The sequence below is a fragment of the Citrobacter freundii complex sp. CFNIH2 genome, from assembly GCF_002880615.1.
Lineage (GTDB): Bacteria > Pseudomonadota > Gammaproteobacteria > Enterobacterales > Enterobacteriaceae > Citrobacter_A > Citrobacter_A amalonaticus_F.
Map to the genome: position 1 here is coordinate 4,755,440 of NZ_CP025757.1, position 13,609 is coordinate 4,769,048.

The following is a 13,609-nucleotide window of genomic DNA, read 5'->3' on the forward strand; positions in this document are numbered from 1 at the left end:
TGCATTCGGTCCAGTAGCTACCGTGTGAGTGAGTCGCCGAGCGTCGCCACCATCACCGCTTTGATGGTGTGCATGCGGTTTTCCGCTTCGTCGAACACGATGGAGTGTGCGGATTCAAAAACCTCTTCCGTCACTTCCAGCCCTTTCAGGCCGTAGGCGGCTTCAATTTCACGTCCCACTTTGGTGTGTTCGTTATGGAAGGCGGGCAGGCAGTGCATGAACTTCACGTTGGGGTTGCCGGTGGCGTCGATGACCTTCTGGTTGATCTGGTACGGCGTCATCAGGCTGACGCGTTCCGCCCAAGCGTCTTTCGGTTCTCCCATTGAGACCCAGACGTCGGTGTACAGAAAATCAACGTCGTAGACGCCTTCTTCCACATCGTCGGTCAGCGTGATGCGTGCCCCGGTGGTGCTGGCGATGTCGCGGCATTGCGCAACCAGCGTTTCATCTGGCCAGAAGGATTTTGGCGCGACGAGGCGAATATCCATGCCCATCTTCGCGGCGCCGACCATCAGGGAATTGCCCATGTTGTTGCGCGCATCGCCAAGGTAGGCGAAGCTCAGCTCGGGCAGCGTTTTCCCAGGCGCGTGCTCCAGCATGGTCATCAGATCCGCGAGGATCTGCGTGGGATGGAATTCGTCGGTCAGGCCATTCCACACCGGTACCCCGGCGTATTGCCCCAGTTCCTCAACGATCTGCTGACCGAACCCGCGGTATTCGATGCCGTCGTACATCCGACCCAGTACACGAGCGGTATCTTTCATCGACTCTTTATGACCGATCTGCGAGCCGCTTGGGCCGAGGTAAGTGACCTGCGCGCCCTGGTCGAATGCCCCGACTTCAAAAGCACAGCGGGTGCGGGTGGAGGTTTTTTCGAATATCAGCGCGATGTTTTTCCCGATCAGCGTTTGCTTTTCGCGCCCGGCTTTTTTCGCCGCTTTCAGTTCAATCGCCAGATCGATAAGGAACTGGATCTCCGCCGGAGTAAAGTCGAGAAGCTTCAAAAAATTGCGATTTTTCAGTGAAATAGCCATCAATGTATCCTTGTTTGATGTAGGCCTGATAAGCGCAGCGCCATCAGGCAATGGCTGCGTTTCTCTGCCGGATAGCGGCGTCGCCTTATCCGGGCCTACGGATTCGTGCCATCAGGTAAAAAGGGTTATGCGACAGCGGTTTCGCGCCGGATCAGGGTGCCTTTATCTCCGGCGAGAATGGCCGGGCCATCGGCCAGCGAACCGATGCCCGCAATGCCGTGGCAGCGGCTGACAAAGTCGGCGCAGGCGCTGACTTTGGGTCCCATCGAACCGGCATCAAATTGCATTTCGCTCAAGAGTTCGGGTGTCACCTGTGCCAGGGGACGCTGGGTCGGTTTGCCCCAGTCGAGGTACACCGCGTCGGCATCGGTCAGGATCAGCAGCGCGTCGGCGTGGATCTGGCTGGCGAGCAGCGCGGCGGAAAGGTCTTTGTCGATCACCGCTTCCAGGCCGTGGTAACCGTCCGCTCTCTCGACGACCGGCACGCCGCCGCCGCCGTTACAGATGACCAGATGATCGCGGGCGATCAGCGCCTGGATGGCGTCGCTCTCTACGATGCGTTTTGGCTGCGGTGAAGGCACCACGCGGCGGAACGCTTTGCCGTCCGCTTTGAAGACCCAACCTTTTTCGGCCTGCAACGCGTCGGCCTGGGCAGGGTCATAAACCGGACCGATATACTTGGTCGGGTTGTGAAAGGCCGGATCGTTAGGGTCCACTTCCACCTGCGTGAGCAGGACGCTGATTTCGCGCTGCGGCAGTTGGTTCTTCAGCGCCTGTTGCAGCATGTAGCCGATCATCCCCTGGCTTTCCGCCCCGAGAATATCCAGCGGGTAGGGGGTGACGCGGTCGTAGGCGCTGTTTTGCAATGCCAGCAGGCCCACCTGCGGTCCGTTGCCGTGAACCAGCACCACCCGCCACTGCTGTGTGAGTTGGGCGATCGTTTTCGCTGCCAGGACGATGTTCTTGCGCTGGACATCGGCTTCCAGCGGTTCGCCGCGCTTGAGCAACGCATTGCCGCCGAGGGCGACAACCAGAGTCGGTTTGTTTTGCATGGTGGGTTCCTTAAATGCCATCGCGTTCCAGTGGGCAACTCATGCAGCGCGCGCCGCCGCGTCCGCGTCCCAGTTCATCGCCGGGGATAGGCAGCACAGTGATGCCAGCTTTGTCGTATTTCTCGTTGGTCCAGATGTTGCGCTCGTAGCCCACCACCACGCCGGGGCGCAGCGTGAGGACGTTGTTGGCGTCGTTCCACTGCTCACGCTCGGCTTCAAAGGCGTCGCCGCCAGTGGTAATCAGGCGCACCTGATCGATGCCGAGCGCTTTCTCAATGGCGTTAACCAGCGTGCGTTCTTCGGTACGTTTCAGGCCGCCCCGGCCGTCTGGTGTCAAGGTCCAGCACTGCACGTCCTGGCGCACCACTTCCGGATAGACGGAGAAGGTGTCGATATCGATGTGGGTCATGACGGTGTCGAGGTGCATGCAGGAGCGGTGTTTGGGGAGCTCAACGGCAATCACCCGTTCGGCCTGGCGATGGTTAAACAGCGACTGGGCAAGGAACTCGATCCCCTGCGGCGTCGTGCGTTCAGACATGCCGATCAGCACCGCACCGCGCCCGATGACCAGCACATCGCCGCCTTCTAAGGTGGCATGGTCGTAATTGATATTCTCGTCGCCGAAATATTTAATAAAATCGCCGTCGGCAAATTGCGGATGCCAGCGATAAATGGCCCGTAGATTATTGGTTTCACGCTGGCGAGCCGGTTTGGCCATTGGGTTAATGGACACACCGTTATATATCCAGCAAGAGGTATCGCGGGTAAATAAATGGTTTGGCAATGGCTTCATAATAAAGTCATTAATATCGTGGGTATCAACCACCATATTTTTAATTGAGGCGGGAATTTCACCGTAGGTGAGTCCGCCGCTTAAATGACGGGCCAGTTCCCGGTGCGACATGTCGGCCAGCCAGGCGCGGATGTCGGTGGCGAAAGTAGGGCCAAGTCGATAATCCGAGATTTGCGTTTCCAGTAGCCAGCTTTTAGCATCCGCGATATCCAGAGTTTGTGTCAGTAAATCAGTCAGTAACAGAACTTCGATACCCTGCTCGCGTAACGTGTTGGCGAAAATATCATGCTCTTCACCTGCGCGTTCAACTGACAGTACGTCATCAAACAGCAGCTCCTGGCAGTTAGACGGCGTGAGGCGTTTCAGGCTGAGATTAGGGCGATGCAACATCACACTACGTAGTTGGCCGATTTCAGAACCGACATAATGTTTTTCCATTACGATACCTTTCACTCTATTTCAGGAATAAAAAGGGGGTGGCTGCGAATAATGAAAATGCTCGCAGTCATAAGTGTTCCGATATTTTTCGAGAGGCATCATTGAATTATTTAGAGGTCGGAAATGTGATGAGTTTCACATCCATTCGGTTATTTGTTTTTTCTTAATTAATATATGACAGAGGTCTGAGAAATAACAAAAATAAAAAGTCTTAACCTGAATTACTACGCAGTTATACGTCAGATTATTCTTTAGTGTTAATTATTTGTTGGCTAAAGCAAAGAATGAAAACAACGTAACATTATGATTTTTATCGAGTAATATTAATTTAATGCATAGATATGCGTATTGTGAATTATATTATTTTCTCCATAAAGTAAATTGAGCAATAACTATGGCGATTATCATTGATTAAGCAGTGGAAATGAATTGTGATCGACTAAGGGTTTTTCTTATAAATCCTTATATAACAATTTGTTGCGAGAGTTCTTCATTGGGCATGTTTACATTTTATGCATTAAAGATGCATAGATCGCTGTTTAGTGTTAACAGACAGTCAACAACTTCAGCGATAAACATGCGCTGACGCAAAACTTTGCAAGATAGCGATGGCACGACCGGACTTTTTTTCGTATAACAACTAAAAATTGAAACGCTGTTTTGAATGAGGGGTATGAGATGATCGTTGGTAATATTCACCATCTGCAATCCTGGCTTCCTGAAGAACTCCGCCAGGCGATTGAGTACATTAAGGCAAACGTCACCGAGACGACGGAGAAGGGGAAACATGAGATTGACGGTAGCCGTCTGTTCTACCTGATTTCTGAAGATATGACCGAGCCGTTCGAGAAGCGTCGTGCGGAGTATCACGCGCGCTATCTGGATATTCAGATCGTGCTGAAAGGGCAGGAAGGGATGACCTTCAGCGTACTGCCTGCCGGTAAGCCGGATACCGACTGGCTGGCTGATAAAGATATTGCGTTTTTAGCGGAAGGCGAGCAGGAGAAAACGCTGATCCTGAATGAAGGTGACTTTGTCGTCTTTTATCCGCAAGAAGTGCACAAACCGCTGTGCGCCGTCGGCGCGCCTGCCCCGGTGCGTAAAGCGGTAGTTAAGCTGCTGGTGGCTTAAACAGAAAAGGCAGGAATTGCACAGCCGCTCCCTGAATCGGAGCGGCTGTCCTTTTTATGATTTATCCGGCTTTGTTGAATAAATCGGGTTTAAATAAAAACTTTCCCTTTCAGTCACTTCCTCAGGCAATTCGTACACTTTCTGGCATGCCTGCTCGCGTCATTTTGTTTAAGGCACGGATCATGGCCATAGCTTCTCCAACCTGCGCATCATAATCCCGCAGCGTAAGATGCCCACCGAACAGTTGTTTAACACGGTACATCGCCGTTTCTGCCACAGAACGCCGGTTGTAAGCCGTGTGCCATTTCCAGTAAGCATTACTCCCCGTCAGACGCTGCCTCGCCACCGCCTGATTTCTGTCGGCATACTCCGCCGGCCAGTAACCGGAACGCGCTCGCGGCGGGATTAATGCCATAATTTTCTTGCGCCTTAGCTCGTCGTGGCACCGTTTTGTGTCATACGCCCCATCTGCGCAGGCGACCCGAATTTTCCTGTGCGTCTGACGGATAAGCCCCGGGAATGCCTCTGCATCAGTCACATTGTTCAGGGAAAGTTCAGCGCAGATAACCTCATGCGTACCGGCGTCTACCGCCAGGTGCAGTTTACGCCAGACGCGGCGCTTTTCCTGGCCGTGTTTTTTCACCTTCCACTCACCCTCACCGAAGACTTTTAATCCGGTGGAGTCGATAACCAGATGGGCTATTTCGCCGCGCGTGGGGGTTTTGAACGGGATATTGACGGACTTAGCCCGTCTGCTGACGCAGGAGTAATCCGGACAACGGAGCGGGAGCTTCATCAGGATAAAAATAGAGTCAATAAACCCCTGCGCGGCGCGCAGTGTGAGGTGAAAGACGCGTTTGAGCATCAGTACGGTGGTAATAGCGAGCTCAGAATAACGCTGAGGACGACCACGTGAAGACGTGTTGGGCTGTTCATACCAGGCCTGAGTAGTCGACTCATCAAGCCAGAATGTCAGTGAGCCCCGATTGACGAGCGCCTTGTTGTAGTCAGCCCAGTTGGTGATTTTGAACGTTTGTTTTGCCATGTGATACCGCTACAGGATCGGGAATATGGTGATCTGATCCTGACTACGGCCAAAAGTTCGATTTATTCAACAAAGCCGATTTATCCTACATTCGTCCATAAAGATCCTTGCTCCAGCGCGAGTAGAAAAATCGTAAACTGCATCGGTATTCATTAAGAAGTGACCCGAACGGTAAAAGACGGTTTATTTCAGCCATTAATAGTGCACCGCGATCACATTATTTCCTTATGTATTTAAATATATAACGGCGGCTTGATTTTAGTTAGTCGTTGTATATTTAATTTTATATCGCTACCGGCGTAACTTCAGTCACAACATACAGTTAGCTGTAACCTTTCCTGTTAACTTTCAAAAACTCGATCAAAAGCACGTTTAACTCTTTCTGGTTAATAACACTTTTGTGTTACATCAATTCTTGTTGAAAAATCATCCAGCAAAATACATTGCACAAAATTAAATATTAACTTTTGAATTAATTTCAGGGCAAGGTATGAATAAAAAATGGAAGTGGATAGCGGGTCTTGTATTCGTGGGTATTCTGCTGGGGGGAACACTCGCGCTGTCATCGATGTGGATAATGCATAAAACGTCAGATACCTCGTTTTGTCTCTCCTGCCACACAATGCAAGCACCCTATGAAGAGTACCAGGGGTCTGCGCACTTTATGAACCAAAAAGGTATCCGTGCTGAGTGCCGTGATTGCCACATTCCACAATCGGGTATGGATTACCTGATCACCAAAGTTCGGGCCAGTAAGGATATCTGGCATGAGTTTGTCACCGGCAAAATTGATACACCGGAAAAATATGAGGCACATCGCCTCGAGATGGCGGAGACCGTCTGGGAGCAGATGAAAGCTAACGATTCGGCGACCTGCCGCTCGTGCCATCAGTTTGACGCCATGGATCTACAAAAGCAGAGTGCCGATGCGCAGAAAATGCATGCGCTGGGTATCAAAGAAAAACAAACCTGTATTGATTGCCATAAAGGTATCGCGCACTTCCCGCCTGAAATCACGATTGACACCAAAGCCCATGATGCGCTGATGGAAAACGCGCGCCAGACGCCGGCTGATGCGAAAGAAGTGTACCCCGTCGCGCCTGCCGCACTGGGCAACCTGGGCACGGTTTATCCGGCCACCAAACTGAACGTGGTGGGGCATTCCGGCGATGCGCGGGAAGTGGAGATTACCGGTAGCCAAATGCAGGGCGCTGAACAGGTGATTTACTTCGCGGCGGGTCAGCGTTTGATCCTTGCCACACTCACCGATGAAGGTCAAAAAGCGCTCAAAATCTCCAGCGACTGGGAAAAGGATCCCTACGGAAACGCATGGCGCAATGTGTCTCTACGCGCACCTCTGGCTGAACCCGCACTGAGTAAACCCGACGTCATCTGGGACTACGCCAAAACACTCGACAAAACGTATTGCTCCGGATGTCATGCGCCGATTTCCTCCGAGCATTACACCTTAAATGCCTGGCCTTCCGTAGCAAAAGGGATGGGCGCGAGAACGGATATCAGCGCCGAGGATTTAGACATCCTTACTCGCTGGTTCCAGTATCACGCCAAAGATTTTACCTCTAAGGAATAACTGACAATTACGATTAAAGGAAAACCTATGAACCTTACACGACGTAACTTTATAAAGTATGCTGGCGGTTCCGCTGGCGCGATGATGATTACCTCGGCAATCCCGATGCCAGCGTGGGCCGCAGAGGCGCCGGGTAATGCCATCCTGACGGCAGGGCGTTGGGGGGCGATGTACATCGACGTTAAAGACGGCAAAATTGTGTCGTCGCGCGGCGCGCTGGCGAAAACGATTCCCAATGATCTGCAAACTACCGCACCCGATCAGGCACATACCCCGTGCCGTATTCAATCTCCGATGGTGCGTAAAGGCTTTCTGAATGCGCCGGGCAAACCGGACGGCAACCGTGGTAAAGACGAATTCGTCAAAGTGTCATGGGAAGACGCCCTGAAGCTCATCCACGAGCAACACGCCCGTATCCGTGCTGAGCATGGCCCATCTTCCGTATTTGCGGGTTCTTATGGCTGGCGCTCCAGTGGTGTGCTGCACAAAGCGCAGACGTTGCTTCAGCGCTACATGAGCATGGCAGGCGGCTATACCGGGCATACCGGCGACTACTCTACTGGCGCGGCGCAAGTGATCATGCCGCACGTCGTCGGTTCGGTTGAAGTTTACGAACAGCAGACGGCATGGCCGCTGCTCCTCGAACATAGCCAGGTGGTGGTCCTGTGGGGCCTTAACCCGCTGAACACCCTGAAAATTGCCTGGACCAGTACTGATGAGCAAGGCCTCGAGTACTTCAATAAACTGAAAGCTTCCGGCAAAACCGTTATCGCCATCGATCCACAACGCTCAGAAACGATCGAGTTCTTCGGTGATAAAGCACAGTGGATTGCGCCGAATATGGGTACTGACGTGGCGCTGATGTTGGGTATTGCGTCCGCGCTGGTAGAAAAAGGACTGCATGACAAAGCCTTCCTCGATAAATACACCACCGGCTATGGCGAGTTCGAAGCGTATCTGACCGGTAAGAACGACAACACGCCGAAAAATCCGGCCTGGGCCGAGAAGATTTGCGGCGTTCCGGCGAAGCAAATGGAAATTCTGGCGGAAATCTTTGCCAAGAATAAAACCATGCTGATGGCGGGTTGGGGCATTCAGCGTCAGCAGTATGGCGAACAGCGCCACTGGATGCTGGTTACCCTGGCGGCGATGCTCGGCCAGATTGGGACCGAAGGCGGCGGTTTTGGTTTCTCTTACCATTACTCTAACGGCGGCAACCCAACTCGCAGTGGCGGTGTGCTGTCGGCGATTTCAGCGACAATCGCAGGCGGCTCGTCTGCTGGCAACGACTGGGCAACTTCCGATGCGGTTGAAGCGTTCCCGGTGGCGCGTATTGTTGAAGCCCTGGAAAACCCCGGCGGCAAATATCAACATAATGGTAAGGAACAAACCTTCCCCGATCTGCGCATGATCTGGTGGGCCGGCGGTGGCAACTTCACTCATCATCAGGACACCAACCGTCTGGTGAAAGCCTGGCAAAAACCGGAACTGGTGGTGATCTCCGAGTGTTACTGGACGGCTGCCGCCAAGCACGCTGATATTGTTCTGCCGATCACTACATCGTTTGAACGTAACGATCTGACCATGACCGGCGACTACAGCAACCAGCATCTGGTGCCGATGAAACAAGCCATCCCACCACAGTTCGAAGCCCGCAATGATTTTGACGTGTTCGCGGATATGGCTGAGCTGCTGAAACCAGGCGGTAAAGCTGCTTACACTGAAGGCAAGAGCGAAATGGACTGGCTGCGCGAGTTCTACGACGTGGCGCAGAAAGGCGCGCGCCAACAGCGCGTCAATATGCCGCAGTTCACCGCTTTCTGGGAGGCGAACAAGCTGATCGAAATGCGTAAGAATCCGAAAGAAGAAGTTTTCGTGCGCTATGCCGATTTCCGCAAGGACCCGGTGATGAACCCGCTGGGTACGCCGAGCGGTAAAATCGAGATTTACTCGAAAACCATCGAAGGCTTCAACTATAAGGATTGCCCGGCGCATCCGACCTGGCTGGAACCAGACGAGTGGGCTGGCAACGCGAAGGAGGATGAACTGCAGCTGCTGACCGCGCATCCGGCGTATCGTTTACACAGTCAGCTTAACTATGCGTCGCTGCGCAAACAGTATGCGGTGGCCAACCGTGAGCCGTTCTACATTCATCCGGAAGATGCGAAAAAACGCGGCATTGCCGATGGCGATTTGGTGCGCGTCTGGAATGCGCGTGGTCAGGTACTGACTGGCGCGAAAGTCACCGACGGCATCAAGCAGGGCGTGGTGTGTATCCATGAAGGTGCATGGCCGGATCTGGATTACGCCGGTACCGGGATCTGTAAAAACGGTGGTGCCAACGTGCTTACCAAAGACATCCCGACCTCGCGTCTGGCGAATGGCTGCGCGGGCAACACTGCGCTGGTGATGGCGGAGAAATACACCGGACCGGAGCTGGAACTTACCGCGTTTACACCGCCAATGGGCGCATAATTCACGGTTGTAACACTGGGCGGAAACGATGATTTTCGCTTCAGACTGCTGATGAACCCCACATTGTTATGTGGGGTTTTTCTTTGCGGACAATATTATTGTGCCAGCGTCGCCACCATCACCGCTTTAATGGTGTGCATCCGGTTTTCAGCCTGGTCGAACACAATACTGGCCGGGGATTCAAACACTTCATCGGTGACTTCCATTCCGCCGTGCAGACCAAATTCCTCCGCCATTTTTTTACCGAGCGTGGTCTGGTCATCATGAAACGCGGGCAGACAGTGCAGGAACTTCACCTGCGGGTTCCCGGAAAGCGCCATCATCTGGCTGTTGACCTGGTAGTCGCGCAGCATGGCGATACGTTCCGCCCACATATCTTTCGGTTCGCCCATCGACACCCAGACGTCGGTGTAGATAAAGTCCGCCCCTTTCACGCCAGCCGCGATATCTTCGGTGAGCGTAATGTTGCCGCCGTTTTTCTTCGCCATTGCGCTGCATTCTGCGACCAGCGATGCTTCCGGCCAGCAGCTTTTGGGAGCCACCAGGCGCAGATCCAGCCCGGTGAGCGCGGCGGCTTCCAGCATTGAGTTACCCATGTTATTGCGCGCATCGCCGGCGTAAACCAGCGTCATGTCGTTAAACGCCTTACCTGGCAGATGTTCCTGCATCGTCAGCAGGTCAGCCAGTAATTGGGTAGGGTGAAACTCGTTGGTCAACCCATTCCATACCGGGACGCCAGCATATTCGGCCAGCGTTTCGACCACTTCCTGACCGTAACCGCGATACTGAATGCCGTCATACATCCGGCCCAACACGCGCGCGGTGTCTTTAATTGACTCTTTATGCCCAATCTGGCTCCCGCTGGAACCGAGATAAGTGACGCGAGCCCCCTGGTCGTAAGCGGCAACTTCGAAAGAGCATCGTGTACGGGTCGAGTCTTTTTCGAAGATGAGCGCGATGTTTTTGCCTGTAAGTTTTTGTTCTTCTTTGCCGTTTTTCTTATCGGCTTTTAGTTTTGCGGCAAGTTGGACGAGTGCGGTGAGTTCAGCAGGGGTGAAATCGAGTAATTTTAAAAAATGCTTCTGATAAAAACCTGACATAGTTCCCTCCCATGGCGAATGCCATCTATTGAATTAAAATTCAATTTATATGGATGATTATGCATTTGCAACCCTGTTTCACAAATCTTTTCTGGAAAGGTGGAGGCAATGACGGCGGTATGTGACAATAAGAGTATCGGCAGGACATTATGAGGAACGAGCCATGGCAAACCCGGAACTACTGGAAGAGCAGCGTGAAGAAACGCGCCTGATTATTGAAGAATTACTGGATGATGGTAGCGACCCGGACGCGCTGTACACCATCGAACACCATCTTTCCGCAGACGATTTTGAAACCCTGGAAAAAGTCGCGGTTGAAGCGTTTAAACTTGGCTACGAAGTGACTGAGCCGGAAGAGCTGGAAGTGGAAGAAGGCGACACCGTCATTTGCTGCGATATCCTTAGTGAATGTGCGCTGAAAGCTGACCTCATCGACGCGCAGGTTGAACAGTTGATGAATCTGGCTGAGAAATATGACGTCGAGTACGACGGCTGGGGCACCTACTTTGAAGATCCGAACGGTGAAGAAGGTGAAGAGGGCGACGACGAAGACTACGTCGACGAAGATGACGACGGCGTGCGTCACTAAGATCTCCAAACGTTAAAATGTTAAAAAGTACGGCAGTGTGCTGCCGTACTCTTTCGACAGGGTACACATGGATTATCCGCAAATTCTCTCCCCGGTACGCCAGTTTCTGCACTGTCCGACCCCGCAGGCCTGGGTTGACCAGGCGCGCGATCCGCAAAACCTTCCTCTGCTGCTCACCGATCATCTGATATGCGAACTCAAGGCGGCGCAAACGGCGATGCTGCTGGTGCGTAAGTACGTAGCGGATAAACCGGGTGCGGATGCGCTGCTCGCCTGGCTACAGCCGTATGAAGCTTTTGCTTTCCGGGAGGGGCCGGAACCGGACTTTGTTGCGCTCCATAAACAGATGGGTAAAAGCGTGATGCCGGAAACGGACGATCCGTGGGGCCGTCAGCTTATCAACAGCATGGTGCTGTTGATAAAGGAAGAATTGCACCACTTCTGGCAGGTGCGAGAAGCGATGCAGGCCAGAAACATTCCTTACGTGAAGATCACCGCCAGTCGCTACGCGAAAGGGATGCTGAAAGCGGTGCGTACGCACGAACCGCTGATGTTGATTGATAAGCTGATTTGCGGTGCCTACATCGAAGCGCGCTCCTGCGAACGCTTCGCCGCGCTGGCCCCGTTTCTCGATGATGACCTGCAAAAATTCTATCTGTCGCTGCTGCGCTCCGAAGCGCGTCACTACCAGGACTATCTGGCGCTGGCGCAACAGGTTTCGCTGGAAGATATTTCTCCCCGCGTCCGCTATTTTGGCGACGTGGAAGCGGCGTTGATCGTCTCGCCGGACAACGAGTTTCGCTTTCACAGCGGTGTCCCCGTCGCCTCTTAATTTCGGTAGTTCTGCCCGCCGTAAGGTGACATCCCGACGCGGGCAGTGAAAAATATGTCCTTTTCAGGGCAAGGAATACCAATACCGATGAACTGGACACATGTACTTCTCGCAGGCTACGTCGGCGCGGTCATCGCCGCGGTGATAGGGCTCATGCGTAAAAAAGGCTGGGTGGGGAAGGCTTCCGGCGCGGTACTGATGATGGTGGCGATCGTCGCGTGGAACCTCTTTGACGTGCACTACCTGATCCCGCGAGACAAAGCGGCGTCCGGTCAGACGGAAGAGCAACAGTTTGATGCCGCGCTACTGCAAATGCCGACGTTTCAGGTACTGAAGGAACAGGAGCCAGCATTCTGGGTCCATCTTCGCACCCAGGCGCTACAGCTGAAAAATGAAGGCAAAACCGAACAACAAATTATCGATACCATTCAACCGCAGGTGCTGCAAATTCAGATGTCGCGTTTACAGCAGGCGCCGGACAGTAATGTCATTGATTATATGAAGATCAATCTCGAACAGACTGCGGCGGTGCAGAAAAAAGGCGACGACGAGTGTTTCCGCTTTCTCTTCCCGCAGGTCAAAGGCGGCATTAACCCAACGCGTCTGATCTCGCCGGATATTCTGAAACGGCGTATGGAAGGCGATGCGGCGATGATGCGCGCGGCATACGGCCCTAATAAACACACGGTAACCGACACTGAGAAACAGCAGGCAATGCAGGATCTGCAAAGCGTCGTACCGGTACTGGTGCAGCGCTACGGGCAGGATGTACAGCTTATGGCTGAGCCGGAGAAGGGGATCGGGAAAGAGAAGGTCGTTTGCGATCTGGTGCAGGATATGTGGACGGAAGTGTTGAAATTGCCAGCCGCGCAGGCCGCTGGCGTGATTCGACTTTCGGTATCGCCTGAGATGCAATAGCCGGTATTACAGGGGTTTGAGCATCCGCACTTCGCAATCGACGTGCCCGGTGCAGCCCAGCGGTTCGCTGATATGCTCAAACCCTAAATGTTCATACAGGCCAATCGCTTCGCGTAAAAAGGCGGTTGTTTCCAGATAGCAATGTTTAAATCCCTGCGCGCGGGCGTGATCCATCGCCATCAGCGCCAGCTTTTTCGCCATGCCTTGTCCGCGCGCCGCAGGCAAAAAGTACATTTTTTGCAGTTCGCAAATATCGGGTTCGCTACAGGTTAACGGCGCAATTCCGCCGCCACCCACAACTTCGCCATTACGCTCTACCACCCAATATGCATGTCCTGGTTGCGAGTAGAGTTGATACAGCTCATCCAGATTCGGATCGGCAACGGTATAGCCTTTGTCAGCGGTGAGACCATATTCGGCGGAAACCTGACGGATAACGTCAGCGATGGCAGGATTATCCTGTGCTGAAAGAGGGCGGAGAGTGAGCGTCTGATGCTGTTGATTACTCATATTTTTCGTTTGTTAAAGCTAAATATATATAATTGTAATTGATATCATTCTCTTTGAAAGCATGCAAGCGGTACGTAAAAAAACAAGCGTTTATTCAGCGA

Annotated in this window: 13 protein-coding genes; 6 read left to right on the forward strand and 7 right to left on the reverse strand. The window is 52.9% G+C overall.

The features are described 5' to 3' along the window. Positions 1-17 precede the first annotated feature (17 nt). From argF (WM46_RS23340) to arcA, 3 genes are all read right to left on the reverse strand, one after another. Positions 18-1,034: an ornithine carbamoyltransferase gene (gene argF / locus WM46_RS23340; protein ID WP_061075392.1), complete on the reverse strand. Its 1,017-nt coding sequence runs from the start codon at positions 1,032-1,034 to the stop codon at positions 18-20. Between the two features lie 125 nt (positions 1,035-1,159). Then, positions 1,160-2,086, reverse strand: coding sequence for a carbamate kinase (gene arcC, locus WM46_RS23345; RefSeq protein ID WP_102603479.1), 927 nt, complete (start codon positions 2,084-2,086; stop codon positions 1,160-1,162). 10 nt (positions 2,087-2,096) lie between these two features. After that, positions 2,097-3,317 carry an arginine deiminase gene (arcA, locus tag WM46_RS23350; RefSeq protein WP_061075390.1) on the reverse strand — a complete coding sequence of 407 codons (1,221 nt, stop codon included), beginning with the start codon at positions 3,315-3,317 and terminating at the stop codon, positions 2,097-2,099. Positions 3,318-3,995: 678 nt separating this feature from the next. Here arcA and WM46_RS23355 point away from each other — a divergent pair. Next, positions 3,996-4,448 carry a YhcH/YjgK/YiaL family protein gene (locus tag WM46_RS23355; protein WP_042321710.1) on the forward strand — a complete coding sequence of 151 codons (453 nt, stop codon included), beginning with the start codon at positions 3,996-3,998 and terminating at the stop codon, positions 4,446-4,448. Positions 4,449-4,569: 121 nt separating this feature from the next. On the opposite strand, the gene WM46_RS23360 is transcribed toward WM46_RS23355, so the two are convergent. Next, complete coding sequence (locus WM46_RS23360) at positions 4,570-5,493, reverse strand: IS5 family transposase (protein ID WP_102602736.1); 924 nt, start codon at positions 5,491-5,493, stop codon at positions 4,570-4,572. Positions 5,494-5,983: 490 nt separating this feature from the next. On the opposite strand from WM46_RS23360, the gene WM46_RS23365 reads away from it, so the two are divergent. Then, entirely contained in the window at positions 5,984-7,084 is a 1,101-nt protein-coding gene (locus WM46_RS23365) for a NapC/NirT family cytochrome c (protein WP_061075388.1), read from the forward strand. 27 nt (positions 7,085-7,111) lie between these two features. After that, positions 7,112-9,559 (forward strand): molybdopterin guanine dinucleotide-containing S/N-oxide reductase, encoded by a 2,448-nt coding sequence (locus tag WM46_RS23370; RefSeq protein ID WP_102603480.1) that lies wholly within the window; start codon positions 7,112-7,114, stop codon positions 9,557-9,559. Positions 9,560-9,654: 95 nt separating this feature from the next. On the opposite strand, the gene argF (WM46_RS23375) is transcribed toward WM46_RS23370, so the two are convergent. Both argF (WM46_RS23375) and argL read right to left on the reverse strand, forming a co-directional pair. Beyond that, entirely contained in the window at positions 9,655-10,659 is a 1,005-nt protein-coding gene (gene argF, locus WM46_RS23375; RefSeq protein ID WP_102603481.1) for an ornithine carbamoyltransferase, read from the reverse strand. After that, entirely contained in the window at positions 10,629-10,724 is a 96-nt protein-coding gene (gene argL, locus WM46_RS26925; RefSeq protein WP_404979125.1) for a putative translational regulatory protein ArgL, read from the reverse strand. Before argL ends, argF (WM46_RS23375) begins: the two co-directional genes overlap by 31 nt. A 98-nt stretch (positions 10,725-10,822) precedes the next feature. Between argL and rraB the strand changes: the two genes are divergently transcribed. From rraB to WM46_RS23390, 3 genes are all read left to right on the forward strand, one after another. Continuing rightward, positions 10,823-11,248 carry a ribonuclease E inhibitor RraB gene (gene rraB / locus WM46_RS23380; protein WP_102603482.1) on the forward strand — a complete coding sequence of 142 codons (426 nt, stop codon included), beginning with the start codon at positions 10,823-10,825 and terminating at the stop codon, positions 11,246-11,248. 67 nt (positions 11,249-11,315) lie between these two features. Continuing rightward, a complete protein-coding gene (miaE, locus tag WM46_RS23385; RefSeq protein WP_102603483.1) occupies positions 11,316-12,080 on the forward strand; it encodes a tRNA isopentenyl-2-thiomethyl-A-37 hydroxylase MiaE in 765 nt (254 codons plus the stop codon). Positions 12,081-12,167: 87 nt separating this feature from the next. Then, entirely contained in the window at positions 12,168-12,998 is an 831-nt protein-coding gene (locus tag WM46_RS23390; RefSeq protein ID WP_102603484.1) for a topoisomerase II, read from the forward strand. A gap of 6 nt (positions 12,999-13,004) precedes the next feature. On the opposite strand, the gene WM46_RS23395 is transcribed toward WM46_RS23390, so the two are convergent. Then, positions 13,005-13,508: a GNAT family N-acetyltransferase gene (locus WM46_RS23395; protein WP_061075382.1), complete on the reverse strand. Its 504-nt coding sequence runs from the start codon at positions 13,506-13,508 to the stop codon at positions 13,005-13,007. Positions 13,509-13,609: the final 101 nt, after the last annotated feature.